Consider the following 26,124-nt stretch of genomic DNA (forward strand, 5'->3'; position numbering starts at 1 on the left):
TTATATACATCATCTCTTTAATCGTTTATTTAATTTTCTTTTTCGAACAAGGCAATCGACTCAACATGGCCCGTATGTGTGAACATATCCATCACACCGGCCCTGCTCAGACGATACCCCTGTTGTACCAGCAATCCAGCATCTCTGGCTAGAGTTGCCGGGTTACATGATACATAAACGATTCTTTTTGCACCAAACTTAGGAATATATTGCATCACTTCTTCTGCGCCTGAACGAGGCGGATCAATTAGTAATGCATCAAAACCCTGATTTGCCCAAGAATGATGCGAAAAATCCTGGGTTAAATCCTGCGAATGGAATGAAAGTTGTGCAATACCATTTATTTTGGCATTTTCCGCACCACGTTGCACCATTTCTTCACTACCCTCAACCCCTACGACGCTTCCACTCGCACCAACACAGCGCGCCAATGGTAAAGAAAAGTTTCCTAATCCGCAAAACAGATCCAGAACACGCTCTCCTGGTTGTAGTTGTAGCAAATCACATGCCAGACGTAGCATCTGCGGGTTTACTGTGGAATTGACCTGGGTAAAATCTAGCGGATCAAAGCCAAAATCAACATCAAAGTCATCCAGACGGTAATGCAGTCGCGCAGGCAATTGCGGGTGATCAATACGCGTCAGTTGGTTTTGACCTGCTGGCTGAATATAAAGCTGCCACCCCTTCTGTAACGCAAATTCGCGTAATTGGTTGACATCCTGTTCAGGTAATTGTGCAGTTTCACGAACTACTAATGCGATTTCCTGATCACCCATGGCCAATTCTATATGACCAACGTCAGCCTTACCATTTAGACTTTGGAGCAATTGTTTAAGACGTGTAACCGAGCCAAACTCCCGATCCAGAATCATGCAGCGATCAATCGAAGTCAGCTTGTTACTTTGGCTTTCACGGAATCCCACCACCAGCTTGTCTTTACCGGGTAAATAACGTACGCCAATACGGGCTTTACGACGGTAATCTTCACGTTGTGAACGCAATGGCGCCAGCCATTCATCTGGCTGAATTCCAGCAAAATGTTGCAGATGTGATTTCAACACACTCTGTTTGAGCTCAATCTGTGCATCCGGAGCGATATGCTGCATATTGCAGCCCCCACAAATCCCAAAATGTGTACAAGGGGGCTGTATGCGAATTTCTGATGCTTCACTCAACAATTCAAGCGAGTCAGCTTCTTCTAGCTTTTTCACTTCACGGGTGATTCGGGCACGAACTGTTTCACCAGGCAGTGCATAACGAATAAAAACTTTTTTACCGTGCTTGTCCGCTGGATGGTCCGGATGTGAACCATAGTGAGCAATGCCACGCCCCTCATGCGATAGTGACTCAACCTGGAAGATGTATTCGGGTTGCTGCTTGGGCCGTGGTTGAGCTCGATGTTTCATGAAAACCTAATGTGTGGAGATGGGAAAATCAAATTGAGTAAATTCAGTCCGTCGTGACGTTTCACGCCAGACCGATAAAAAGTCCGCATGCTGCGGTTGCATTTGCAAATACTGGATCGTGCTTTGTAGCAGATGTTGATAATCAGGCAGCAATAACTGTCCCTTTAGCAACTGCCAGCGAATATAGACCAGCCAGGTATTCAGGACATCACCTTCACAATAGCTGGTGAGCTTGTCCCATTCCTGATTGCGCACATATTCAGGCACATGGTAGCCACCATCGCCACGCTTGCCTGGATAACCGAGCAAGTGCGCCACGTCATCCAATTTCTGGAAATGACGGGCATGAAACATGGCCATCACATCCATCAAATCGACATGACGCTGATGGTAGCGGTTCTGATAGTTATTATAGCGCTTTTGCGTATCAATTTCGCCCTGATCAAACAGACTTGGCGCAGACAAGCCATGGTACATGGCCCGGTAAAGAATCACGGGCAGATCAAATTGTGAACCATTCCAACTCACTAGAGTTGGATGACGCTTATCAAAAATCGATAAAAATTTTCGTAAAATTTCAGCTTCTGAATTCTGTTCCCGGCTAAAGGAAAACAGTTTCATGCCCTGCTCATCAATCCACAGTCCGGAGATACAGACAATTTCATGTAGTGGAAGACGCTGAAAATCAGAACCGGATTCCTGACGACGCAGTTTGGTCAGGGCCTGATCCAGGCTTTGTTCGGGCAGGTCCAGGCCAAACAGATGTGCGCCTGATTTAAGATCGGTCTGGGTTTCAATATCAAACGTTAAAACAGGCAAGCGCATAAATTGATTACTCAGGAATTATTCAGGATCTTGTACAGAGAATAAACCTGTAGACAGATAACGGTCACCACGGTCACAAATAATGCACACGATTACGGCACCTGGATTTTCTTCTGCCAGCTTGATCGATGCCCAGACTGCACCTCCGGAAGAAGTTCCAGCACTGATCCCTTCTTTTTGTGCCAGCTTGCGCATGGTTTTTTCAGCTTCAATTTGTGGAATATCGATAATACGATCCACACGGCTACGGTCGAAAATGGTTGGCAGATACTCTTCTGGCCAGCGGCGGATCCCCGCAATACTTGAACCGTCAGAAGGTTGTAAACCAACAATCTGAATATCCGGATTCATCTCTTTCAGGTATTTAGATACACCCATAATAGTACCGGTCGTACCCATCGAACTGACAAAGTGAGTGATCTTGCCACCCGATTGCTGCCAGATTTCCGGACCAGTGGTCAGATAATGCGCTTCAACATTGTCCGGATTACCAAACTGGTTTAGGACCAGGCCTTTGCCTTCGTTTTGCATTTGCAGTGCCAGATCACGTGCACCCTCCATGCCTTGCTCTTTGGTCACTTCAATCAGTTCGGCACCGTAAGCACGCATGGCATCCTTACGTTCCTGACTCATGTTATTCGGCATGATCAGCTTCATTTTGTAGCCGCGCATTGCCGCAACCATTGCCAATGCAATCCCTGTATTTCCACTCGTCGCCTCAATCAGGGTGTCACCTGGCTTGATCTGACCACGCTTTTCCGCCTGCATGATCATGTTATAGGCCGGACGATCTTTCACCGAACCTGCAGGATTATTGCCTTCGAGCTTTGCTAACACTGTCGCTTGAGTGTGATTTGCCAGACGCTGTAGACGTACCAGTGGCGTTTTGCCTACGTAGTAGTCCAGTAAAAATTCGTCTGCTTGAAAATCAGGGGTTGTATTACTCATTATTTGCACCTATGTCGAGGTGCGGCTATTGTATGAAAATTTGCATTTCCCTGCACCCATTTAGCCAGTCTTTTTCAGAAAACCGATTAAAACTCGTGCAGCATTGTCTAAAAATTAAAAAACATTTTTCTGTCAGTAGTTTATTTGTAAATTAAACGCTGTTATTTCAATATTTCTCAGGTCAATTTCAGATTTAAAGGGTTTCATTTCTTAGCATTTTATACGTTATCTATTTGAATTTTTTTCATATCCAGATTTATTCTTAAAAAGTCTGTTTGATTTGGTATTGCGAAAAATCTTGATGAAATTTTAACTGAAGATTTAAAGCGTGCTAATATGCGGAGCATAAGGAAAACACTGCTTGAATCATGTCAAATATCAATAAAAAGCTGTTTAAACGCCTACACTTAAATCATGCCTATGGCCAGTTGATTGCCCTGATCTTTGTGCCAATTACAATTTTGGCTTGTGTGGGTGCAGCACTGGTTTTGACAGAAACCTCCAATGCAGCCCGTGCCCAGCAAAAACAGATGGCGATTGCCATTCTGACCCGTTTTCAGGCCACTTCTGAATCTGCGCTGGATATTGTCAATTACTCCCCCTGGCAGTATGAACAGGCACGCAATGCCATGCAAAACATGCTCAATGAAAAGCATCTGGTTCGTGCTGCAATTCTGGATCCTCAAGGCAAAAACCGCCTCGGTATTGGTTTTCAAGACCAGGCACCTTGGCCAAAGTTCAAGCAGGAAGCTAGTTTTGTTGGCCCGATTGTCAATCAGAATAATCACATTTTTGCGGTTCGCATTAATGACAATACGGGCAGTCCGGGCTGGCTTGCGATTGAGCTGGACAATCAGCCCCTCGAAATTGCCCGCTACCGCGTGATGATCGTATTGATTGCTACCGGCCTGTTGACTTTGTTGCTACTTTTATTGTGTCTGAATTTCTACTCGCGCCGCTGGATTGCGCCGATGTATGAAATTCGCATGCAGTTACAACGCCTGAATGCGGATACTTTGGATCAGCATATGGTCATCAACAGTACTGGTGAACTGCGCCTGTTACAGCGCGATATTGCCAATGTGGTAAAACGGCTGCATTTCAGTTTTCTGGAACTGCGCGAACATACTGAACAGACCGAAGATGACTTGCGCCGCACCCTCGACACTCTCGAAGTGCAGAACATCACCTACCGTCAGGCCCGTGACCAGGCGATTTCTGCCAATCAGGCCAAGTCAGTATTTTTAGCCAATATTTCACATGAATTACGCACCCCATTAAACAGTATTGATGGCTTTATTCATTTGCTGCTGCGTCAGGGTAATTTAAGTAATGAGCAGAGTCTGTATTTACAAACCATCCGTAAATCATCGGCGCATCTGCTGGCCCTGATCAATGACGTGCTAGATTTTTCCAAGATTGATGCCGGTAAACTAGAACTCGAAACGGCGCTGTTTGATCTGGAAGAAGCGATTTTTGATGTAATGGACATGCTCTCGCCACTGGCAGCGCAGAAGCATATCGATATGGCCTTCTACTATGCCGATAATGTACCCAAATGCGTCAACGGTGATGCACTGCGCTTTAAGCAGATTTTGACTAATCTGATTTCCAATGCGATCAAGTTTACACCGGATGGTGAAATCATCGTGCGGGTACGAATGGAACACGATGATATCGGGCAATGTCTGCTGCATTTTAGCGTACAGGATAGTGGTATCGGCCTCAGCGGCACTGACCGCAAGAAGCTGTTTGAATCCTTCTCTCAAGGCGATACCTCAGTTACACGTCAGTTTGGTGGCACTGGATTAGGTCTGGCGATTTCCAAACAGCTGGTCAGTCTGATGCATGGCCAGATCGGCTTTGAAGACAACCAGGAACGCGCCCCAACCGAGAAAGGGTCAACCTTCTGGTTTACCGCCCAGTTCCTGGTCGATGAAGATGATGTGATCGAACACCCAGACTTTAGCAATCTGACTGTGGTCTCTTATCTGGCACATCCAGCGACAGCGAATGTACTGCGTCATTATCTGGAAAACTATAACGTGAAGCATACCGAGTGTGCTTCGATTCTGGATCTGTTTAGCCGTCTGAATCATCTAAAAACCACGACTGAAAATACCTGGCTAATCGTTGATCATAGCGGTGACAGTCAGGCTTTGCTACAGGAAATTCGTGCGCGTTATCATGGCAACCTGGCAGTTTATGGCTATCAGATGCAGCTTGATCCAAACATGCTGAATGAATACCGTGCCCGTGCGCTCTACCAGCCACTTAGCCGTAGTGCCCTGATTCAACTCCTGAATAACCAGCCCGTATTCGATCAAGAGGTTCATGAAGACTTTAATGGTCAAGGGCTGCATATATTGGCAGTCGATGATCATTTACCCAACCTGATTGTACTGGAAGCACTACTGGGTGAACTGAATGTCACCACGACCAAGGCCACTAGCGGTCAGGAGGCGATTGATATTATCCAGCAACGCCATGAAGAAGGTTTAAGTGCATTTGATCTGGTATTTATGGATATTCAGATGCCGGTAATGTCCGGCATGGATACAACCCGTGCCATCCGCTCGCTGGAATCCACCTTTGAAAACCATCGACGTTTGCCGATTATTGCCCTGACTGCACATGCCCTGTCTGATGAAAAGCATAAATTGCTACAGGGTGGCATGGATGATTATGTCACCAAGCCCATTCAGATTGAACAGATCATCCAGATTCTGACTCAATGGACCACGGAAAATTTCCGCAAGGCACCCATGCTAGAACGTGCGAATGTCATTGATGCTCTGGATAGCAATATTCTGGACTGGCAGCAAAGTCTGCAACTGGCTGCCAATAAGGAAGATCTGGCCGTAGATCTGTTGAGAATGCTGGTCGACAGTTTTGAAACTGAACTCAGTGAAATAGAACAGCTGATTGAACTGGAAGATTTTCCACAACTGGAACATGTACTGCATCGGCTCTACGGCGCGACACGTTATGTGGGTACGCCGAACCTGCAACAGCTGACAGGCAGTTTTGAACAGTTTGTTTCTACCCTACGTAAAGAACGCCGCAAAGCTGATGAAGCCTTTGTTCAGGAGGTGATGAAACGCCTCGATGAGCTTAAAGCAGGCATTGGCCAGGTGGAACAGGCTGCACAACAGGTGCTAAATAAGCATATGATCTAATGCGCAAGTTAAGAACAATCACAAAGCGTGACTTAAGTGTCATGCACGTGATCTAACGCACATGCTATGCTCAGGGCAATAAAAATGAAGGGTTTAGCCATGTCACTGGTTCGTTTAGAAAAAAATAATGGAATTGCTACGGTGAGTTTAAACCGTCCGGACAAACGTAATGCCATGAGTTTTGCGCTATTGCGTGAACTTGTTGCAACCGCCAACACGATCAAAAAGGATAAAAGTATCCGCTGTGTCATTCTGACAGGTGAAGCACAGGTCTTTAGTGCCGGGATTGATCTCGCTGATTTAAATAATCCAAAAAATCGTGCCTATGCAGCCTGGGAACTGCTGCGTCCGGGTCAGAGTCTATTTCAGAAAGCATTTTTGATCTGGCAAGAATTACCGGTTCCCGTGATTGCAGCTTTGGAAGGCTATTGTTTTGGTGCAGGCATGCAGCTGGCACTGGCAGCAGATATTCGGATTGCTCATCCACAGACTCAAATGTCAATTATGGAAAGCCGTTGGGGCTTAGTACCAGATATGGGTCTGAGCCGTTCGTTAAAAGGCTTAATCAGTCTGGATCTAGCCAAAGAACTGACACTGACCGCGCGTATTTTTGACGGTAACTATGCCAAGCAGATCGGCCTGATCACTCATGTAGATGAGCAACCTCTAGCAAAAGCACAAGCCTTGGCTGAAGAAATGTTGCAGCGTTCTCCAGATGCTTTAATGGCGTCTAAATATGTGCTGGATGCCATGGAACATCAACCAAACAAATCCTTACGTATGGAAAAAATCTGGCAGTTAAAATTACTCCTCGGCAAAAACAGCCAGTTGGCACGCAAGAAAGACAAGAATCCAGAAGTCCAGTTCCAGCCTCGCCAGTATTCATAAGATCATCATCTCAGTAGATATCGGATAGCATCATGCAGTTTGATCAAACCACTAAAATCGCATTTCTTGGTATGGGCCTGATGGGTAGCCGTATGGCCAGCCGGCTGATTCAGGCAGGCTTTGAAGTTGCTGTCTGGAACCGTACTGCTTCTGCTTGTGATGCATTAATTGCTCAAGGTGCACAGCTATTGCAGCTTGAGCAGATTGCAAATTATCCGGTAGTTCTCATCTGTCTGGCGGACGATTTAGCCGTCAAAGCAGTGTATGAACAGATTGAGCCTTATCTGGTTGCACAACAGGTGATTGTAGATTTCTCCAGTTTATCTGTGCAGCAGACGTTAGAACTGGCACAACGTGCGCAGGCCCAACAGGTGATCTGGATTGATTCCCCAGTTTCTGGCGGTACTGCCGGTGCTGAACAAGGCAGTCTTGTGGTCTTTGCCGGCGGTGATGAACAGACTATTTCTTCTTTAGCTGCAATTTACCAAGTCCTCTCCCAACGCGTGACTCGCATGGGTGACTCAGGTACAGGACAAGCGACGAAAATCTGTAATCAGCTGATTGTCGCGGCAAACAGTACACTGATTGCCGAAGCTGTGGCACTGGCTGGACGTGCAGGAGTAGATACCACACTGCTTGCCCCAGCGCTGGCCGGTGGTTTCGCGGATTCAAAACCGTTTCAGATTCTGGCACCGCGTATGGCCACCCAGACCTTTGAACCGGTGCAATGGAAAGTTCAGACCTTGTCCAAAGACCTCAATAATGCAGTACAGCTTGCAGCAGCACATGCGCTAAATATTCCGGTTGCTTCTCAAGCTTTATCTCAGCTCAAGGCTCATCAAGAGAATGGCTATAGCGAAACGGATCTAGCGACTGTCATTCAGCACGTTCAATAACTTCATTTTCACGATTATTTCCATATTTAGTGCAAGGAGCTTCAGATGTTAAAATTCGCAGTCAACCTTTCCATGATTTTTACGGAAGTCCCTCTGCTGCAGCGTTTTGCCCTTGCCCGTGAGCATGGTTTTGACCATGTAGAAATCCAGTTTCCTTATGAACTAACTATCGAGCAGATTCAGGCACAGTTGACAGCGCATCAGCTGAGTTTATGCCTGATCAATGTCCCGGCAGGTGACCTGATGCAAGGCGGTCATGGACTGGCAGGTATACCCGGCAAGGAGATTGAATTTCATCAAGCGATGCAACAAGCGATTACATATGCAACCGCACTGAAAGTACCGAGCGTCAATATTCTGGCAGGTAAACAGCCGCTGGATAGTGACCTGTTACCTTGCCTGAATACATTGGCAGATAATCTGAAAATGGCCTGTTCGATGTTGGCAGATCATAATATTCAGCCAGTCTTTGAGATGATCAATGGGACCGACATGCCACGCTTCCTGGTGCAAAATGTAGCTCAAGCACAGGAAATGCTCGAAGCAGTCCAACATCCAGCCTTAAAGATGCAATATGACTGTTACCATATGGCGATGATGGGTGAAGATGTATTTGAAGCTTTAAAAGAGAATATTGACACAATTGGACACATTCAATTTGCAGACTGTCCAGGACGACATGAACCGGGTACAGCTATTGTCAATTATGTCGAGATTTTTCAATGGTTAGAGAATAGCCAATATCAAGGCTATGTGGCAGCAGAATATCGCCCGCTGAAGCATTCAGCAGCGTCTTTTGGCTGGAAGACCCGATATTTTGCAGATTGATTACAAACCGAACAATGTGCTGATTTGAAATTTCGGGGCAAAACCGCTATATTAGATCATGCATAATTGTTAGGAAATTATATCCCCCATGAATTTAGAACCATCGCCCAGCGCTTCTAATTCTCACGATCTTACTATGAATTCACACTTACAGACTGTACAAGACTGCTTGAAAGTTGTGCATGCTGCACTTGAAGATGTAAAGGCCAAAGAAGTTGTTGTGCTTGATGTCAGCGGTATGAGCAATGTTGCTGATGCCATGGTCATTGCCAGCGGTACCTCTACCCGTCACATCAAATCTCTTGCCAACAATGTTGCTGAAGAAGCACGTAAAGCTGGCTTCCGTCCACTTGGCATCGAAGGCGAACGTGATGCTGAATGGATTCTCCTAGACCTCGGATATGTAGTGGTTCACTGCATGCTTCCTACAGCGCGTAAATTCTATGACCTAGAAAGCCTGTGGAGCAATGCTCCTGCAGATTCAGTGGCATAAAACAGATTCTTAAAAAAGCGGCCCATGGAGGCCGCTTTTTTTTATTGGCTCAAAATAAACTTTAACCGAAAAGATTCAAAGGAGTTGCTGTAAATTAGCTTCTGGGTATTTTTGTTTGATCAAATTCTTGGCCTGAGCATAGACCTGATCACTACGTTGTGGGCCATAGAAGTCACAGAATACCTGATATAGACTGGTAATGGCTTGTGCATAAAGTTTTGAAGATACATAGCTCAGCAAATCCGCACTTTTCTGCAATTTCTGACTAGTTTCCTGGAACAAAATCCGGTCTTGTACCAGTTGCTGTGCCAGCTCCCTATAAAAGTCTTTCTGATCTTCTAGCTTGACCTGATCAAGAACTGATTCTCCAAACTCAATATAAGCCTGGTACTGTGCTTTCTGATTCAGAGATACTGCCTCTGTATCTTCAGACTCGATCCATTCACTTTTTTCCAGAATGGTCAGTTCATGCAGTACCTGTTTAAGCATATCTTTCCGGTTCTGCTTAAGCTCTTCTGTAGTACAAATCTCGCTAAGAAAGCGATTCAGTACAAAAGCAGGCTGCCCGCTATATTCCTGTTCCCAATATCCTACGATCTGTTCCAGGTGAGGTCCTTGAAAATAATGCTGTAGCCCACGCTGAATAGCCTGGCGGCGCTGTTCTAGATTGAGCACTTCTGCATTCATGTTATACCCTCCTGTCCATTAATGTCGTTTGGTGATGTGATCCGTATCGAAAGTTACATCTCGCTGGAATTCTGGATAAGACAGTTCAGCATGCTCGGTATAGTCCAGACCACGCTGCTCGTGCTGTGCACTCACACGTAAACCACCTAAAATAATATGCAGCACTTTAAATACAATAAATGCCACCCCGAAGCCCCAGGCAAATCCGGCACCAACGCCTACTGCCTGAACAGCAATAATGCTGCTATCAAACATTTTACTTTCATAAAAGATACCCGCAGCTAGCGTCCCCCAAGCACCACAAAAGCCATGTACAGTGACAGCATCCACCACATCATCAATACGCATTTTCTCGAGTAGTGCTGGCAATACACTAACCAGCAACCCTGCTACCAGTCCGGTTATAACAGCAAACATAGGACTCATTGTGGCGCAACCCGCTGTAATCCCCACTAGCCCACCTAAGGAAGCATTAATCGTAGTCCTTATTAAAATTGCTTTACGTCGTACCAGGGCAAACAGCATATAAGCCACTGCCGCCGCACACGCTGCGAGATGGGTATTTAAAGCAATCCGCCCAATGCTGACATCGGCATTAACTGTGGAAGCGGCATTGAAGCCAAACCAGGCTAACCACAAAATAAAACCACCTAAGGCAATTAAAGGCAGATTATGGCCGGGTAAATAGTGCACTTGGCCATTGCGGCCAAAACGCCCTATACGTGGACCCAATACAATAATGCCCGCCAAAGCAACCCAGCCACCAATCGAATGCACTACAGTTGAACCAGCAAAATCAATAAAGCCCATGGCTTTGAGCCAGCCTTCACCCTCAAATAGACTCCCCCACGCCCAACTGCCAAAAACTGGATAAATTAAGCCACTCACAAAAGCGGCACTCACCACATAGGCGACAAAATGAATACGCTCTGCCATGGCACCACTGGCAATAGTGGTTGCTGTTGCGGCAAACATCATTTGGAAGAAGAGTAAATTCCAGCTCCAGCTATCTAAACTATCCGGTGCAAAATGTGAGCTACCAAACCACCCGGTATGATTAATCCCGAACATAAGCCCAAAACCTATCAGCCAGAAAACCAGCCCTCCAAGACAGGCATCCATATAATTTTTCATTAAAACATTCACACTATTTTTACTTCTGACTGATCCGCTCTCAATCAGTGCAAAACCTGCCTGCATGAAGAAAACCAGAATACCGCCCATCACCACCCAGACACTGTCCAGCGATATCCGGATTTCCTGGATATTTTTTACCATTTCTGCTGGTTCAGCTGCATAGATAGGTAAACTCAGTAGCCCCAGTAAAAACCCTAAATATTTTATTTTTGTCATGTAATCCCCCTAGCTCTTAATGAAGGAATAGCAAGAACAATGCCATACAATTTATGAATTTTAAAATTATTTGAAGAAGCAATTTAATGATAAACCTATCAAATTTTCACAAATAAATAATTCCTAATTCACAAGATAAATATTTATCTGCGATCAAATATCAATTAACTGTGGTGTATAAAAAATAAGAGCAAAAATAAAAAAACCACCCGAAGGTGGTTTTTTTCTAAATCTTTTAATTCATCTCGACCTTTCTTTTACAAAAGAGGATCTGGAAGAAGATTTTAGGAATTAGTGACCCGTACCATTAATGGCTTTGGTCATATCTTCCACAACTTTCTTGGCATCACCAAAGATCATCATGGTCTTATCGTTATAGAACAGGTCATTGTCTAAACCAGCATACCCTGTTGCCATAGAACGCTTGATCACCAAAATCGTACGTGCCTTGTGCGCTTCCAGAATTGGCATACCGTAAATTGGTGAGCTTGGATCGTCTTTGGCCGCCGGGTTAACCACGTCATTCGCACCGATTACCAGTACTACATCTGTTGCCGGGAAGTCAGAGTTGATCTCATCCATTTCCAGAATGTCTTCATATGGCACGTCAGCTTCAGCCAGCAATACGTTCATATGACCAGGCATACGACCTGCAACCGGGTGAATCGCGAAACGTACAGTCACACCCTGCTCTTTTAACAAGTTCGCCAACTCTTTCACCGCATTCTGTGCACGGCCTTGCGCCATACCATAACCGGGTACAATGACTACACTGTCTGCATTCGACATCAGGAAGCCAGCATCATCTGCAGAACCTGAGCGATGATTACGTTGTACCTGCTCGCCTGCACCCGCTGTTGCTGTTGCGGTTCCGCCCATTGCACCACCGAACAGAACGTTGATGATCGAACGGTTCATCGCTTTACACATGATATAAGACAGAATTGCACCTGAAGAACCCACCAGCGAACCAGCAACGATCAGCATGTTGTTTTCTAGAGTAAAACCGATACCTGCAGCTGCCCAACCAGAGAAAGAGTTCAGAAGCGATACCACAACTGGCATATCACCGCCACCGACTGGTGCAATCCATACCCAACCGAATACCAGTGCAAGACCGGTCATTGCCCAGAAGGATGTCATGTTACCAGTCAGGAAGAAGTGAATCCCTGCTGCCAGCATTGCGATAAAGATCAATGCCTGAACTGGTTTTACCCAAGCACCTGAAATGGTTTTTGCCCATTTCTTAGCAGCCAGTTTACCGTAAGCAAATACAGAGGCAGTAAAAGTAATCGCACCGACGAAACAACCCACGAAGAGTTCGAACAAATGCACTTTGCTCATTTCATGGAAAGTTACCCCATTTGCAGCTAAAAGGTCTGGACCCAATTCGATTAACTTGTTGTTATGGATAATCGCAGCAATAGCAATCAAAACCGCGGACAAACCGACCAGAGAGTGCATCAGCGCGACAGTTTCAGGCATTTGAGTCATAGGTACAGTTTTCGCACGGGCAATACCGACGATCGCACCAAGCACCATTGCGCCAAGAATCATCCAGATCACCGGATTTTCTGCGACAAAGAAAGTCGTCAATACCGCAATCGCCATGGCAAGCATACCGTAGCGGTTACCTGCAATTGCTGTTTTAGGACCTGACAAACCACGTAGCGTCAAGATAAAGAGAATGGCACCAATCAAATAGAACCAATTTGCATATTCACGAATGAATTCCATCAATTAGCCCTCTTTTTTCTTTTGTTTTGGTTCGAACATTTCCAGCATACGTGCAGTCACGGCAAAGCCACCGAAAATGTTAATGCTCGCCAGGAATACTGCAATTGCGCCAAGTACACTCACCACGTTAATGGTCTGGAAGTCTACGCTGCCTTCAACACCGACCATGGGTAAACCAACAGTCTGAATCATCGCACCCACGATAATGATTGAAGAAAGTGCATTGGTTACCGCCATCAACGGCGTATGCAAAGCTGGAGTCACGCCCCATACCACGTAGTAGCCTACAAAGATGGCAAGGACAAAAATCGTAATAGTTTCAACCATGAGTACTCTCCTTAACCACGCTTTAACAGCACTTGGCCGCCGTGAGTGACGAGTAGGGCTTTCTGAATTTCTTCTTCTGGATTGATAGCAAAATTCTTTTCGCTATCAAATAAAGTTTCAATGAAGTTCAAAACGTTACGTGCATACAGTGCAGATGCTTCAGTCGACAAGGTTGAAGGAATATTTGGAATACCCAGAATCTTCACGCCATTTTCAGTCACAACCGTTTCACCGCATTGAGAGCCTTCTACATTACCGCCAGTTTCAACCGCCATATCTAAAATGACTGAACCTGGTTTCATTTTGGCAACGGTCTCGGCACGGATTAAGCGCGGTGCATCACGACCTGGCAATAATGCAGTCGTGATCACAATATCCGCATTGGAAACTGCTTTATCAACGATGATCGCCTGATCCTTGATGTACTGTTCACCAGGCATCCAGCCATAACCATTTTTAGCCGCATCAGCTGCTTTTTGTTGTTCTTCTTCAGACATCGGTACGTCTAACCACTTACCGCCCAAAGATTCAACCTGGTCTTTAGCTGTAGGACGCAAGTCAGTTGCTTCTACAACAGCACCGAGACGTTTTGCAGTTGCAATCGCTTGCAGACCTGCAACCCCTACCCCCATGATCACGACACGAGCCGGTTTTACCGTCCCTGCAGCAGTCATCAGCATCGGGAACATGCGCTGGTATTCTGCTGCAGCAAGAAGCACTGCTTTATAACCCGACAGGTTTGCCTGAGAAGACAGGACATCCATGTTTTGCGCACGGGATAAAGTACGTGGCAAAAGTTCCAATGCAAATGCAGACACATTCTGTGCCGCGAAATGGTCAAGCTCGGTATTGCGGTATGGGTCAAACATCGCCACCACCGTAGCATTCGCAGGTAATTTTTGAATTTCTTCACCTTTCGGTGCACGAACTTTCAAAATCATCTGGCTACCGGTATAGGCATCATCCGTAATTTTTGCACCAACCTGTTCATAAGCGCTATCGATATAGGCAGCTTTTACCCCTGCACCACGTTCGATAATCACGCTATGACCAGCGCTGATCAATTTCTTTACTGTCTCAGGTGTCGCAGCGACACGATGTTCACCGACGACAGTTTCGGCTGGAATTCCGATTTGCATGAGCGTCCCTCAAGCTAATTTTTTCTTAAGTAAACATCGCAAAAACGATGTTTCCCCTCAGGATGTGTTTTTGTTGAATTTTTGGATTCTAATCAAACTATTCCAAAATACTACCCAATATTTATTTAATAAATAGCCATATTTTGAACTGATGATTCATAAAAATGATGTTGTCATATATCATTTATAAGTTAGGCCCTGCTTTTTTGATCTGCTGAATTTATAAACGATATTCATTCTCTTGAAGGATATTTCCTTTTTTGTTCATTTTTTCTTAGCTTAAGTTTTGTTGCACTTTGTTACATTGATCATTCTGACAGTCATTCCATTTTTTTTGCTGTAATCCTTCCCTTTTCCGCCATGCCAGAATGCCCTAATTTAGGCACTTTTATTGGGCACTTTTTGATTCCTTGACTTCTTTGACAAATTTAACTGAATTATAATGATTCATTTGGAACTACTGAAAACCATGTTTTCCTATAACTTTTTCCTTTTTTAATCATAAAATTTTTAAATCAGTTGAGTTTAATGTTTCATTTAATTGGCTCTTTTGACTTATTCTACTCAAGTCTAAAACTACGCTATTAATCGTTAAAAAATAATTTTTGAGTCATTTATTATATTAATACCTTAAACTGGCTCAGCATCATAAATTGTCAAATTTGCACTATATTTGTGCAATAAAATACAGTTTTATCTCGGACTCAATTGCAATGTTTTTCTTCAGTGCCGTTTCGACAACTTAAGATACTTTGTAAGAAAAAAAAAGATCAAATACGCATCAGTTATGGTTTTGAAGATATTCAGAGATGGTAATAACCAGATCTGTCTTCAATTTCTGTTGTATTTTTCTACTTTTATCATGTGCTATTTTGACCTATAGTGCCTGCAATCTTTGCATCTTTTTGATGCCATTATCAAAAATAGTTTTCCGCTTCTTATAAGGTAGCTGTCATGAATCCTGCACTGGATATCAGTCAAAATAAGCCTTTGCTCTGGCTGATGGCAATTGCATGTGGTCTATGTGCTGGGGCGAATTATTACTGTCAGCCTCTGATTTCATCAATTCAGCAACATTATCAGGTACCTGAATCGCAAGTCGCCCTGACCGTGACCTTTGCTCAGGTGTCTTATGCACTGGGCCTGCTGTTCATCGTGCCATTGGGTGACATGCTGAATAAGACCAAGCTGATTCCTGCCCTGATGTGGGGGGCTGCGCTGGGACTGATGATCTGTGCCACAGCAATCAATTTGCCTATGCTCTGGTTAGGGACAGTTATCGCCGGTTTATTTTCTGTGGCGGCACAGGTGCTGATTCCTTTAGCGGCCATGACGGTCAAACCGGAAAAAACTGGTGAAGTGATTGGCTTTCTGATGAGTGGTTTACTGGTCGGGATTTTGCTGTCGACCAGTATTGCCGGATTACTCTCTGACTTGTTTCACTGGAAAGTCATCTATGCATTGAGTTCAGTCTCGATGCTGTGCCTGGGAATCTATTTACGTGGGCAGCTACCGACGCTGCCAAAATTCAGAATCAGCTATGCCAGAATTTTCCACTCTATGGGCAGTCTGTTGGCCCAAGAACCACGACTGGTATTTCGTTCTCTTACCGGTGCTTTTGCCTTTGCTGCGATGAGTATTCTGTTCTCTACCATTGCCCTGCTATTAACACAGTCTCCCTTTCATCTGGCAGATGTTATGGTGGGATTAGTCACTTTAGTAGGAGTTTTTGGCGCATTATCAACTCAAGTGATTGGGAGATGGGCAGACCGAGGTTATATCAAACTGCTGAGCTGGATTGGCTGTTCAATTCTGGCAGGCAGCTGGCTGTTTCTCTATTTTGGTGGCACATCCTTGATTAGCTATATCGCAGGTTATGCGCTAATTAACCTGGGACTGGCGATTACCCATAGCTGTAACCAGAATGTAATTTTCCGCCTGCGTCCGGATGCCAAATCCCGGATTAACTCTATTTATATGACCCTGTATTTTATTGGAGGTGCCTGTGGCTCTGCAGCGGGAGTATACGCGTGGCATCATGGTGGCTGGAGCATGAGCTGCCTAACTGGACTCATATTTGCACTAGCTGCCACCGTCTTTGCCCTGATTGATCAGTTTTATCATGCGCGTGTAAAAACCAACTAATGATCATCTAATTTACTTGAACCACTGGATAGTAGGCTTTGCCGGAATCCATCACTGCTGCATGTTCCAGCAATATATAGATAAAGGTGTTCAGCAAGGCTGAAAATAGACTACAACTTTCCTGCATCTGCTTGCGGCATACAGCACTAGCATAACTCACTCCACCCTGCAGAATTTGTTGCCTTAAAATAGTGAAACGCTTAAAAACTTCTAGCAAAAGCTTCATTATGTTTTGCTGTTCCACTGCTTTTTGAATCTCTATTTTCTGTTGCTTCAGTATTTCACGACAATCATTTTGGCTGATTTTATTGTGTTGATAGTCCCAGTATTGCTGAGTGAGATATTGATTATCCACTAGTGCATGCAGCGTAACCTCATAACGACCCAATAAAATTTGAGAAATTCTTTTCTCATGATCCTTGCTAAGGATGAGATGGAGAAATTGTGATAAGGCCTGCTGATCAAGACTATCTTCATTTTCCTGTACATAAAGAGCATTCAGACCAATCCACAGGCTCAGAAACTGAAAATCATAATCGGCCTGTAACTCTACCGCTTTTCTTAACCAGCTTAGACTGCGTTGAATACGCAGATTGAAATATTCTGAATGCTGAGCTTTTGTTGTTTTGTAAATCTCTTCTAGTAACATCATTATTTTTCTCCTTTTTTATCCTGTTTTCTTTATCTTAAACTCTTTTACTGTTTAGTAAACTATTCCTTGACCTCTGCATCTATTTGAATGAATTCAATACTTTTTAATTTCCTAGAAGGCTTTCTTGCAGTGCTAGTACTCAGCCATGAAGCCTGATTATTTTTATGCTAATATTGCGCCCTCTTTTACTGGTCGTATCACTGCCGGTGAGCGCCCAAAGACCCAACGGCGTGCTGTCTCTTCCATTTCTAACTTAAGGCGTGATTTTGAATGACTGATCTCAAAACCATTGAACAACAACTTCAACCACGAATCAGTGTTGCGCCGATGATGGATTGGACCACCAAAGATTATCGTTTCTTTGCACGTCTGTTTAATCCCAATATTATTCTCTATACCGAAATGGTAACGACAGGTGCCATCATTCATGGTGATGCCAAACGTCATCTGGACTTTAATCAGCAAGAACAGCCAGTTGTGTTACAGCTTGGTGGCTCTAATCCCAAAGACTTGGCCACCTGTAGTAAAATGGCACAGGATTGGGGGTATAATGAAGTCAACCTGAATGTCGGCTGCCCAAGTGACCGGGTACAAAACAATAAAATTGGAGCCTGCCTGATGGCGGAGCCTGATCTAGTCGCAGAATGTATTGGTGAGATGCGCAATGCCGTGGATATTCCGGTGACGGTGAAACATCGTATCGGGATTGATGATATGCAGTCTTATGAAGAGATGCTGCATTTTGTCGACACCGTGGCGAAGACGGGTTGTAATAATTTTATTGTGCATGCCCGAATTGCCCTGTTACAAGGCCTATCCCCGAAGGAAAATCGTGAAGTTCCCCCATTACGTTATGAAGATGTTTACCGTTTAAAACAGGAACGTCCTGAGCTGCTAATTGAAATCAATGGTGGGATCAAAACCTATGCGGAAACGGTTGAACACTTAAAACATGTGGATGGCGTGATGATTGGTCGCGAAGCCTATCACAATCCGTATTTACTGGCCGAGTTAGGCCAATTTTGGAATCTTGAAGCTCCTGATCGTTTTGAGATCATGCAACAAATGATGCCGTATATTGCCCAGCGTATGGCAGAAGGTGCACCACTCTCGATTATTAGCCGTCATATTCTGGGCTTGTTCCAGAACTTGCCAGGTGCGCGTAAATGGCGTCAGGCATTAAGCGGTGGTAATGCCAAAACCTTAAAAGATGTAGAAAATGCCTTGTTCAATATTCAGGAAGCGATCAAACGCACTGAAGACTACCTGCTCGAACAGCAAACCCAGAATCTTTAATTTAAAAAGCACCGTTTCCCCGGTGCTTTTTTATTAAGGTTTTTTGACTAGATAATTTATTGGGTATAAGCGGTAATATTTCCCACAGGAATGGGTTCTTCAACCCGCTGTGATGTCGTCCTGGATTCCCGCGTTGCAGCCTCAGTGATCTCATTGACCTTCTCGTTCCCAAAACCTTCATCTTGTTCGAATTCTGCAGAAATCATAGCCAGTTCCTGCTGTAACTGCTGTTCATAACGCTGAATTTCAACTTCATCAATAAAGGCAAAAGCATCATCTTCCAGCTGCCAGCTATAACCCTGCTCCACCTTCTGGATAGAGACCTTAACTGGAAAAGATTGGCCTTGATATTGTATCTGAGAAATGGCCTGAAAATGATCACCAGAACGTTCCATGATTTTTACATCCATGACTTTTAACCGGTAATGGCGATAATCCAGACTGGAATTAAATTCACGTTGCATCTGAGACTGAATATTGCGCGACAGTTCATCAATAGAGACAAAGTAACTGCAGGAAAACAATAGCAAGGTCAGAAACAATAGACTTATTCTTTTCATACCACCCCCAGTGCTCAAATTAGTGAGGCTGGAAAATAAAAAAATTCTGATTCTTATAAGGTGATTTTATCTTTTTCAAACTGGGCACGAAATAGCCAAAAGTGTCTTTCAAGGTCAAAATACTTGGTTTTCTTTTGAACATTCAGTCAATTCTGCAGAAATAAAAAAGCCCTGACTATGCAGGGCTTTTTTATAAAATAACTTAGAAATCATCATCCTTAGAAGGATCATGATGTAGAGCATCATGAATGGCTTCAACCAGTTGCTGGGCAATTTCCTGTTTAGAAGCCTTTTCCAGATCACGTTTTTCCATATGATAAGATTCTGCAAAGAATACCGTCATGGCATTTTCATCTGAGGCAAAGCCAATATCTGCACGGGAAACGTCATTGCAGGCAATCATATCCAGTTTTTTAGCGACCAGTTTGCCAGCTGCATATTCTTCAATATTTCGTGTTTCTGCGGCAAAGCCAACCATAAATGGACGTTTTTCCTGTTGGGCAATGGTTGCAACGATATCCGGATTTTTGATCAGTGCGACATTCAGCTCATCACCGGCTTTTTTAATCTTATGCTCTGCCACTTGTGCTACGCGGTAATCCGCAACCGCAGCGGTCGCAATAAAAATGTCACAGCCCTGTTCTAGCATATGCAGACTTTCATCCAGCATTTTCACGGCTGAGCTGACATTTTTACGTTTAACGCCATTTGGTGTATCCAGCGTCACTGGTCCTGCAATCAAAGTTACATCTGCACCAGCGGCATAACAGGCTGCAGCCAAGGCAAAACCCATTTTCCCGGTACTGTGATTGGAAATATAACGAACCGGGTCAATCGCTTCACGCGTTGGACCTGCGGTAATCGTGACGCGCTTACCTGCAAGCTGACCAAATTTTTCTGCAATCGCTCGTTGCGCCTTATGGAAATACTCGGTTACCTGACGTGCCAGATCTTCCGGTTCCGGCATACGGCCTAAACCTACATCGCCACAGGCCTGTGAACCTGCATCCGGCATAATCACATGCACGCCATCTTCAATCAAAGTGGCCAAGTTACGTTGCGTCGGCTTGGCTGCCCACATCTGCTGATTCATCGCTGGTGCTACCCAGACCGGTGCGTTGGTCGCCAGATAAAGTGTACTGAGCAAATCATCGGCCAGACCGGCAGCGAATTTGGCCAAAGTATCGCAGCTTGCTGGGGCGACCAGTAACAGGTCCGCCCAGCGTGCCAGTTCAATATGCCCCATGCCTGCTTCAGCTTCTGGATCCAGTAATTCAGTATGAACAGGATTACCCGACAGTGCCTGGAACGTCAGCGGCGTGATAAAGGCCTGTGCGCCTTGAGTCATGACCACACGAACATTAAAACCGGCATCTTTCAGACGACGGACCAGAATTGCACTTTTATAGGCAGCAATACCGCCTGTCACAGCTAAAATAATATTTTTATGAGGAATTACACTTACGTCGAAGCTCACAAACAGGCTACCTTTCTGTTGCAGTGGCGCTCACAATAGCATTAAATAAGATCATGCCCAAGAGACCTTCTTGTGTGAAAAACAATAATTAATAATAAATAAGTCTAATAAATATGCAATTTTCGATTAAACACTGGCCTGAACAGGAACGTCCACGCGAACGCCTGTTACAGTCAGGCCCACAAAGCCTCTCTGATGCCGAATTGCTGGCAATTTTCCTGCGCTCAGGTTCCCAGCGGCATTCCGCAGTGGAACTGGCTCGACTTCTGATTCAGCATTTTGGTCATTTAAGTACTCTTTTGGATGCCCCACTGCAAGAGATCAGTCAGTTTCACGGGATGGGTGTCAGTAAATTTACCCAGCTGATGGCTGTTAAGGAACTGGGACGGCGCTATATTGCCGAGCACCTTCGCCAAGATGCATTGGAACTGAATCATTCCCGCAAAATTATGGACTATCTGCGCTTTGAACTGCTGGGAGAAACTCAGGAAGTCTTTGCTGTACTGTGTCTGGATGCCGGGTTAAGAAAAATCAGCTTTAAGAAAATGTTTTATGGCTCGATTAATTCATGTGAGATTTCGATTAATCAGTTACTACGCCATGCCATTCAGCAACAGGCAACCTCGATTGTGATTGCCCATAATCATCCACTCGGTCAGCCTCGACCTTCCGCAGCAGATCTTGAACTCACCCAGCAGATTGCAAAGGCCTGTCACTTGGTCGAAATCCGCCTGATTGATCACTGTATTATTGCCCGGGAAGGCAGTTTTTCCTTTGCAGAACAGCAACTCATCAATACGGTAAAACCCTGAACGATAGCACTTGACAAAGCAGGCACAACTCAACAAGATCATGAAAAAAATTGTGATGATTCCAATAAATGATCGTACGTGACCAACCCAGTATCTTTAAAGTATTATTTTCATGGCGGGGAACGATTTTACCTAAGGTACTGCCGCCTCTAGGCGTGGTCATGCTCATTTCTGCCATTATTGGCGGGCTATCTTATACCAATTATTTACATTTACCGGAATTACCCTTGGTCGGTTTTACCCTGATCGGAGTAGTACTGTCGATTTTCCTTGGTTTCAAGAACTCTGCCGCCTATGAGCGCTGGTGGGAAGCGCGTAAGCTCTGGGGGATCCTGATTGCCAATGCACGTCATTTTGACCGAGACTGCCGTATGTTGACGCAGGCACGCCGTGAGCGGGTCATCCAGCATGTAATTGTCTTTGCCAATGTACTGCGCGATCGTTTGCGGCATCAGACTGCCAATCCAACCGAACTGGTACAGACCAGTGGCATGAGTCCTCAAGCCCTGCAACAGCTCTATCAACAGGCCAATGCCCCACAGTACACCCTCAGTCTGATTCAATGGGAATTTATGCAGGCCCTGAAAGAAGGCGAAATTTCAGACATCATTTATGCGCAGATGAACCAGCATGTAGCTGAGTTGAGTATTGTACAGACAGGTTGTGATCGGATTGCCACCACACCGCTGCCTTTCGCCTATTCAGTCTTGCTGAATCGTACCGTATATTTTTTCTGCTTTATGCTGCCATTTAGTCTGGGTTCGACCCTTGGAATGGTGACACCGCTGCTGGTCGGAATTTTGGCTTACACTTTCTTGGGACTGGATGCGCTCAGTTCAGAAATTGAAGAACCTTTTGGTACGCAAAGCAATGACTTACCCCTTGATTCAATGGTACGTACCATTGAAATTGAACTATTGGGTACTTTAGGCAAACCCACCCCCCCACCTATTCAAGCCCAAGATCATAATCTATTATAATAAGTACGATTACAGCTGAACGCAGCTCATATATTCAATTCAAAATTAAAATAATGAAAACAATAAAAATAAGATCTCATGACTATCAAGCAACGGATTCATCGTTATACAACGCAACCGGTGACGCGTCTGGGTGCAACTTTAGCGGCTTTACTGCTTTGTAGCAGAGCCGTGTTCGCATTTGGCTGTGTATTGGCCTGGCAAGATATTTTATTCTCTGGATTAGAACAATACTGAATTTTACTGCTTCTCATCAGTTTCATACTGGTGTTTGGTCTAAGCTATGACCGGAAACAATATTTCAAATTTCCTTTTCTGATTCAGCAACATCTGATTGATTCGAAACTGGCTCAGGATATCCGTGAAAGAGCCTTACGCAGCTCAGATGCCACCATTATGGGCCAACGTCAGATTCATACGACCCGGCTACGCAAACAGCAGCAACTGCTATTAAAGATCAATGAGCATGAAGCACCACAATGGTTTAATGTCGATTTGAATCAGGTGTTTAAAACAGAGTCGTATCTGGATATCCATGTTCAACCAAGTGATGCGCTCTTCGGCCAGCAGGTTCTGGTCTATTACCTGAGGCGTACACGCTGGATTGTTCAACTGTATGCACATGATGGAGACCAGAATTTTCAGCATTTGCAGTACTATATCGCGACACCGCTCCGCGGACGGATTTACTTCGACCATATTCCCAGTCGACTCATGCTGGACTTACCAAGAATTGTACATATTCAGGCGAGTCGTGAAGATGACTCTCCAACTTATACGCTTAAGCTGAGTACCAATTATGGTAAGTACTATCGGATGTCCTGCAAGGCAGTACATTTTGACAAGCTGGAACTGGCGCTCGCGAATTTGATCGATTTTCTACGCTATCGAGAATTCAAACATCATCCAGACATCCAGCAGGCGGTAATTTCCCGGAACCATCCTTTTCTTTATCGCAATTTACTGAACTATACGCTTATTGCAGCATTATTACTGATGGCAGCGATTACGACAACTTGGCAACTGGCATTACTGAGTTTAGCTTTGGCCTGCCTTCTAGGCATAAAAATCCAGCAGCAAAAGCAGTCTCTATTTATTGAAGCCTGACGCCTGTTACCGAAAACTTTCCCAGATGCCCACTTGCCCGTCTTTAACTGTTGGAATATGGCCGAGCTTAATCCAGGGCATATTTTCCCCATGATAATCACTGCCTACAGATACTTTTAGCCCATGTTCAGCAATCATCCGATCTACCATCTGCCGGGTAGAAGCCGGATCAACTGCTGGTGGCAGCTCAACGGCGTCCCCACCGAACCTAGCAAAAATTTCTATCAGGTAACGGATGTTGGTCGCAGACAGATCATAACGGGTGGGGTGCGCTAGGACTGCAAAACCACCACTGGCATGAATCACCTGAATGGTTTCTTCCAGTCCCAGTCCATCAAACTTCACATAAGCTTTCTTGCCTTCCTTGATATATTTATCAAAAGCCTGTTGTGGACGGGTGACTATCCCCTTTTCAACCAGTGTTTTGGCAATATGGGTTCGCGTGACACGGTCTGGAATATTATCGACCTTAGCGACTACATCTGGATAAATATCTTGTCCAATCAATGGTATCAGTAGATCACAAATCTTTTTTGAGCGTTCAGCGCGAATCCGTTTTTGCTGTTCTAAAGCCTGTTGCAATGGTTCAGGATTTTGAACATCTAACGCCACAATATGCACGCCATAATTTTTCTTGGTGGCCGGACGTGACCACTGACTGGAGATTTCTACCCCAGAAATGATCTTAATTTCGTGATCTTTCGCGGCTTCACGCGCCAGCTCTAAACCATCAATGGTGTCATGATCAGTCAAAGCCAGCGTATGGATAAAGCTCGCTGCCGCGGCCTTAACCAGCTGCTGTGGACTTAAGGTTCCATCAGAAATATTGCTGTGTGTATGTAAATCTACGCCGTGCATCTCTATACTATGACATTTATTTGATCAGATTTAGATACTCTAACATGAAAGCACTTTTAGACTTTGTGCCACTCATTATTTTCTTTTATTTATATAAGACAGTAGATCCTAAAGACACCAACCATCCATTACTCCAGCTGATTGGCTCCGCAGGCGGTGTCGACAATAACAATATTCTTGTGGCAACCACAGGTCTGATCATTTCCATGTTAGTGGTCTATGGCGCGTTATTTGTTTCGCAGAAATTCCGTCTGGACAAACAGCAATGGATCGTATTGTTTATGACGGTAATCTTCGGTGGAATCACTTTAATACTCAGTGATGATTTCTATATCCGCTTAAAAGCTGTCTTGCTGAATCTGGTTTTTGCTGGCGTATTCCTGCTTTCACCATGGTTCAGTAAAGATAAAAAACCATTAATCCAGCGTCTGTTTGGACCTGTTTTTAATTTAACTGAAAAAGGCTGGTTTAAGCTCAACTATGCTTGGGCAGCAATGTTTGCGGTGATGTCTTTCTTGCATTGCTTCTTTGCCTATATCTTTATGGATGGAAAATATTGGGGAGAATTTACCGCATTTGGTGACATGATCGTGATGTTTTCCTTTATCATTATTCAGTTCATTGTATTGCGCAAATACTTTAAAACTGCTGAATAAAAGTTAGACTAAGTCATCGAGAACTGCCATGCCATTATTTGTTGTCAGCTGTACCGATCAGGAAGGTACTGTCGAAAAACGCCTTGCGATTCGTCCTCAACATCTTGCACGTCTGCAAAAATTAAATGATGAAGGTCGTTTAATCGTTGCCGGCGCGATGCCAAAAGAACCAGGTAATCCTCAAGCAGGTTTTTATGGCAGCACCATCATTGTGGACTTTGACAGCCGTGAAGCATTGGAGGAATGGTTACAGGAAGAGCCATTCTTAAAAGAAGGCGTCTATGCGCATATTGACGTTAAACCATTCAATAAAGCATTCCCACAAGGATAAGGTTCATGCACGCTGTAATTGCCAGTTTAATCGGTTTATCTTTTGCCTGTACAACTGCTTGGGCAGTTGAAGCAACATCGGCAGCGGAATCTGCTGCTCCAGCGCAAAATACACCAGCAACTGTGCAACCCGCGGTAGCCAATACGCCACCGCAAACACTGCCTGCCAATAAACCTGGCATCATGCCAGTGGCTGCTTCGAATAATCCTCTTGTTCAAAATCCTGCTGCCAAGCCATTGACTGCAGAAGATATTGCACAGAATAAAGCTCAGCAAGATGCCAAAGTGAAGGCTTTGGTCAAAGATCAGGCGACACGTCTGCAACAACTGGAAAAAGCCAATCTTGAAGCATTGACCCAGAATCAGGAACTACAGCTGAAAAACGATAATCTCGGCGTTCAGGTGCAGGTGCTACAAAGTGAACGTAGTGCACAAATGTTTCTTTACGGTGCTGCGACATTGGCAGTTGGGGTACTACTTGGCTTCCTGATCGCGAGTTATGTTTATACCAAACGCCGTCGTCAGTGGTAAGCTATTCCCTCTCC

At 44.7% G+C, this 26,124-nt stretch carries 26 protein-coding genes; 14 read left to right on the top strand and 12 right to left on the bottom strand.

Annotated features, from left to right (window positions below):
• Nucleotides 1-29: 29 nt before the first annotated feature.
• From rlmD to cysM, 3 genes are read right to left on the bottom strand one after another with little or no spacing between them, the layout of a single operon-like run.
• On the bottom strand, nucleotides 30-1,406 hold the full coding sequence (rlmD, locus tag F899_RS13105; RefSeq protein WP_005223233.1) for a 23S rRNA (uracil(1939)-C(5))-methyltransferase RlmD: 1,377 nt from the start codon (nucleotides 1,404-1,406) through the stop codon (nucleotides 30-32).
• A gap of 6 nt (nucleotides 1,407-1,412) precedes the next feature.
• On the bottom strand, nucleotides 1,413-2,231 hold the full coding sequence (locus F899_RS13110) for a 3'-5' exonuclease (RefSeq protein WP_005223235.1): 819 nt from the start codon (nucleotides 2,229-2,231) through the stop codon (nucleotides 1,413-1,415).
• Nucleotides 2,232-2,249: 18 nt separating this feature from the next.
• Nucleotides 2,250-3,179 carry a cysteine synthase CysM gene (gene cysM, locus F899_RS13115; protein WP_005223237.1) on the bottom strand — a complete coding sequence of 310 codons (930 nt, stop codon included), beginning with the start codon at nucleotides 3,177-3,179 and terminating at the stop codon, nucleotides 2,250-2,252.
• 368 nt (nucleotides 3,180-3,547) lie between these two features.
• Here cysM and F899_RS13120 point away from each other — a divergent pair, with 368 nt between their 5' ends.
• The 5 genes from F899_RS13120 (at nucleotide 3,548) to rsfS (ending at nucleotide 9,463) form a co-directional block, all read left to right on the top strand.
• A complete protein-coding gene (locus F899_RS13120; protein ID WP_005223240.1) occupies nucleotides 3,548-6,358 on the top strand; it encodes a GacS-like sensor histidine kinase in 2,811 nt (936 codons plus the stop codon).
• A gap of 99 nt (nucleotides 6,359-6,457) precedes the next feature.
• Nucleotides 6,458-7,246, top strand: coding sequence for a crotonase/enoyl-CoA hydratase family protein (locus F899_RS13125; RefSeq protein ID WP_026056767.1), 789 nt, complete (start codon nucleotides 6,458-6,460; stop codon nucleotides 7,244-7,246).
• 32 nt (nucleotides 7,247-7,278) lie between these two features.
• Entirely contained in the window at nucleotides 7,279-8,142 is an 864-nt protein-coding gene (locus F899_RS13130) for an NAD(P)-dependent oxidoreductase (RefSeq protein ID WP_004816044.1), read from the top strand.
• 45 nt (nucleotides 8,143-8,187) lie between these two features.
• A complete protein-coding gene (locus tag F899_RS13135) occupies nucleotides 8,188-8,970 on the top strand; it encodes a hydroxypyruvate isomerase family protein (protein WP_004816043.1) in 783 nt (260 codons plus the stop codon).
• Nucleotides 8,971-9,058: 88 nt separating this feature from the next.
• Nucleotides 9,059-9,463: a ribosome silencing factor gene (gene rsfS / locus F899_RS13140; protein ID WP_004816041.1), complete on the top strand. Its 405-nt coding sequence runs from the start codon at nucleotides 9,059-9,061 to the stop codon at nucleotides 9,461-9,463.
• A gap of 75 nt (nucleotides 9,464-9,538) precedes the next feature.
• Here rsfS and F899_RS13145 read toward each other — a convergent pair whose 3' ends face one another.
• The 5 genes from F899_RS13145 to F899_RS13165 all read right to left on the bottom strand — a co-directional run bounded on the left by F899_RS13145 (nucleotide 9,539) and on the right by F899_RS13165 (nucleotide 14,706).
• Nucleotides 9,539-10,150, bottom strand: a complete 612-nt coding sequence (locus F899_RS13145; protein WP_004816039.1) for a hypothetical protein — start codon at nucleotides 10,148-10,150, stop codon at nucleotides 9,539-9,541.
• 18 nt (nucleotides 10,151-10,168) lie between these two features.
• On the bottom strand, nucleotides 10,169-11,503 hold the full coding sequence (locus F899_RS13150) for an ammonium transporter (RefSeq protein WP_004816037.1): 1,335 nt from the start codon (nucleotides 11,501-11,503) through the stop codon (nucleotides 10,169-10,171).
• 291 nt (nucleotides 11,504-11,794) lie between these two features.
• Nucleotides 11,795-13,240, bottom strand: coding sequence for an NAD(P)(+) transhydrogenase (Re/Si-specific) subunit beta (locus F899_RS13155; protein WP_004816035.1), 1,446 nt, complete (start codon nucleotides 13,238-13,240; stop codon nucleotides 11,795-11,797).
• A gap of 3 nt (nucleotides 13,241-13,243) precedes the next feature.
• Complete coding sequence (locus F899_RS13160; RefSeq protein WP_005223244.1) at nucleotides 13,244-13,567, bottom strand: proton-translocating transhydrogenase family protein; 324 nt, start codon at nucleotides 13,565-13,567, stop codon at nucleotides 13,244-13,246.
• An 11-nt stretch (nucleotides 13,568-13,578) separates the two neighbouring features.
• Nucleotides 13,579-14,706 (bottom strand): Re/Si-specific NAD(P)(+) transhydrogenase subunit alpha, encoded by a 1,128-nt coding sequence (locus F899_RS13165; RefSeq protein ID WP_004816032.1) that lies wholly within the window; start codon nucleotides 14,704-14,706, stop codon nucleotides 13,579-13,581.
• Nucleotides 14,707-15,660: 954 nt separating this feature from the next.
• Between F899_RS13165 and F899_RS13170 the strand changes: the two genes are divergently transcribed.
• Nucleotides 15,661-16,851, top strand: coding sequence for an MFS transporter (locus F899_RS13170; protein WP_005223246.1), 1,191 nt, complete (start codon nucleotides 15,661-15,663; stop codon nucleotides 16,849-16,851).
• A gap of 7 nt (nucleotides 16,852-16,858) precedes the next feature.
• Here the strand turns inward: F899_RS13170 and F899_RS13175 are convergent, their stop codons facing one another.
• The gene (locus tag F899_RS13175; RefSeq protein WP_005223247.1) at nucleotides 16,859-17,503 is read right to left on the bottom strand and encodes a hypothetical protein; all 645 of its coding nucleotides are present in this window, start codon (nucleotides 17,501-17,503) and stop codon (nucleotides 16,859-16,861) included.
• A gap of 270 nt (nucleotides 17,504-17,773) precedes the next feature.
• On the opposite strand from F899_RS13175, the gene dusA reads away from it, so the two are divergent.
• Entirely contained in the window at nucleotides 17,774-18,799 is a 1,026-nt protein-coding gene (dusA, locus tag F899_RS13180; RefSeq protein ID WP_005223250.1) for a tRNA dihydrouridine(20/20a) synthase DusA, read from the top strand.
• Nucleotides 18,800-18,855: 56 nt separating this feature from the next.
• Here dusA and F899_RS13185 read toward each other — a convergent pair whose 3' ends face one another.
• A complete protein-coding gene (locus F899_RS13185; protein WP_005223251.1) occupies nucleotides 18,856-19,359 on the bottom strand; it encodes a hypothetical protein in 504 nt (167 codons plus the stop codon).
• Nucleotides 19,360-19,561: 202 nt separating this feature from the next.
• On the bottom strand, nucleotides 19,562-20,836 hold the full coding sequence (gene coaBC / locus F899_RS13190) for a bifunctional phosphopantothenoylcysteine decarboxylase/phosphopantothenate--cysteine ligase CoaBC (RefSeq protein ID WP_005223254.1): 1,275 nt from the start codon (nucleotides 20,834-20,836) through the stop codon (nucleotides 19,562-19,564).
• Between the two features lie 113 nt (nucleotides 20,837-20,949).
• On the opposite strand from coaBC, the gene radC reads away from it, so the two are divergent.
• The 4 genes from radC to F899_RS13205 all read left to right on the top strand — a co-directional run bounded on the left by radC (nucleotide 20,950) and on the right by F899_RS13205 (nucleotide 23,735).
• On the top strand, nucleotides 20,950-21,648 hold the full coding sequence (gene radC / locus F899_RS13195; protein WP_004816021.1) for a RadC family protein: 699 nt from the start codon (nucleotides 20,950-20,952) through the stop codon (nucleotides 21,646-21,648).
• A 68-nt stretch (nucleotides 21,649-21,716) separates the two neighbouring features.
• Nucleotides 21,717-22,628, top strand: a complete 912-nt coding sequence (locus F899_RS13200) for a bestrophin family protein (protein ID WP_004816019.1) — start codon at nucleotides 21,717-21,719, stop codon at nucleotides 22,626-22,628.
• Between the two features lie 78 nt (nucleotides 22,629-22,706).
• Entirely contained in the window at nucleotides 22,707-22,865 is a 159-nt protein-coding gene (locus tag F899_RS15850) for a hypothetical protein (protein WP_005223256.1), read from the top strand.
• 30 nt (nucleotides 22,866-22,895) lie between these two features.
• On the top strand, nucleotides 22,896-23,735 hold the full coding sequence (locus tag F899_RS13205) for a hypothetical protein (protein WP_005223257.1): 840 nt from the start codon (nucleotides 22,896-22,898) through the stop codon (nucleotides 23,733-23,735).
• A gap of 6 nt (nucleotides 23,736-23,741) precedes the next feature.
• On the opposite strand, the gene F899_RS13210 is transcribed toward F899_RS13205, so the two are convergent.
• Complete coding sequence (locus F899_RS13210) at nucleotides 23,742-24,593, bottom strand: PHP domain-containing protein (RefSeq protein ID WP_005223262.1); 852 nt, start codon at nucleotides 24,591-24,593, stop codon at nucleotides 23,742-23,744.
• Between the two features lie 44 nt (nucleotides 24,594-24,637).
• Between F899_RS13210 and F899_RS13215 the strand changes: the two genes are divergently transcribed.
• The 3 genes from F899_RS13215 to F899_RS13225 are packed head-to-tail and all read left to right on the top strand — an operon-like array spanning nucleotide 24,638 to nucleotide 26,110.
• Complete coding sequence (locus F899_RS13215) at nucleotides 24,638-25,249, top strand: septation protein IspZ (protein ID WP_004816013.1); 612 nt, start codon at nucleotides 24,638-24,640, stop codon at nucleotides 25,247-25,249.
• Between the two features lie 28 nt (nucleotides 25,250-25,277).
• Nucleotides 25,278-25,580 carry a YciI family protein gene (locus F899_RS13220; protein ID WP_004816011.1) on the top strand — a complete coding sequence of 101 codons (303 nt, stop codon included), beginning with the start codon at nucleotides 25,278-25,280 and terminating at the stop codon, nucleotides 25,578-25,580.
• A 5-nt stretch (nucleotides 25,581-25,585) separates the two neighbouring features.
• Complete coding sequence (locus F899_RS13225; RefSeq protein WP_005223275.1) at nucleotides 25,586-26,110, top strand: SH3 domain-containing protein; 525 nt, start codon at nucleotides 25,586-25,588, stop codon at nucleotides 26,108-26,110.
• Nucleotides 26,111-26,124: the final 14 nt, after the last annotated feature.

Source organism: Acinetobacter sp. CIP 101934 (assembly GCF_000369585.1).
Taxonomy (GTDB): Bacteria; Pseudomonadota; Gammaproteobacteria; order Pseudomonadales; family Moraxellaceae; genus Acinetobacter; species Acinetobacter schindleri.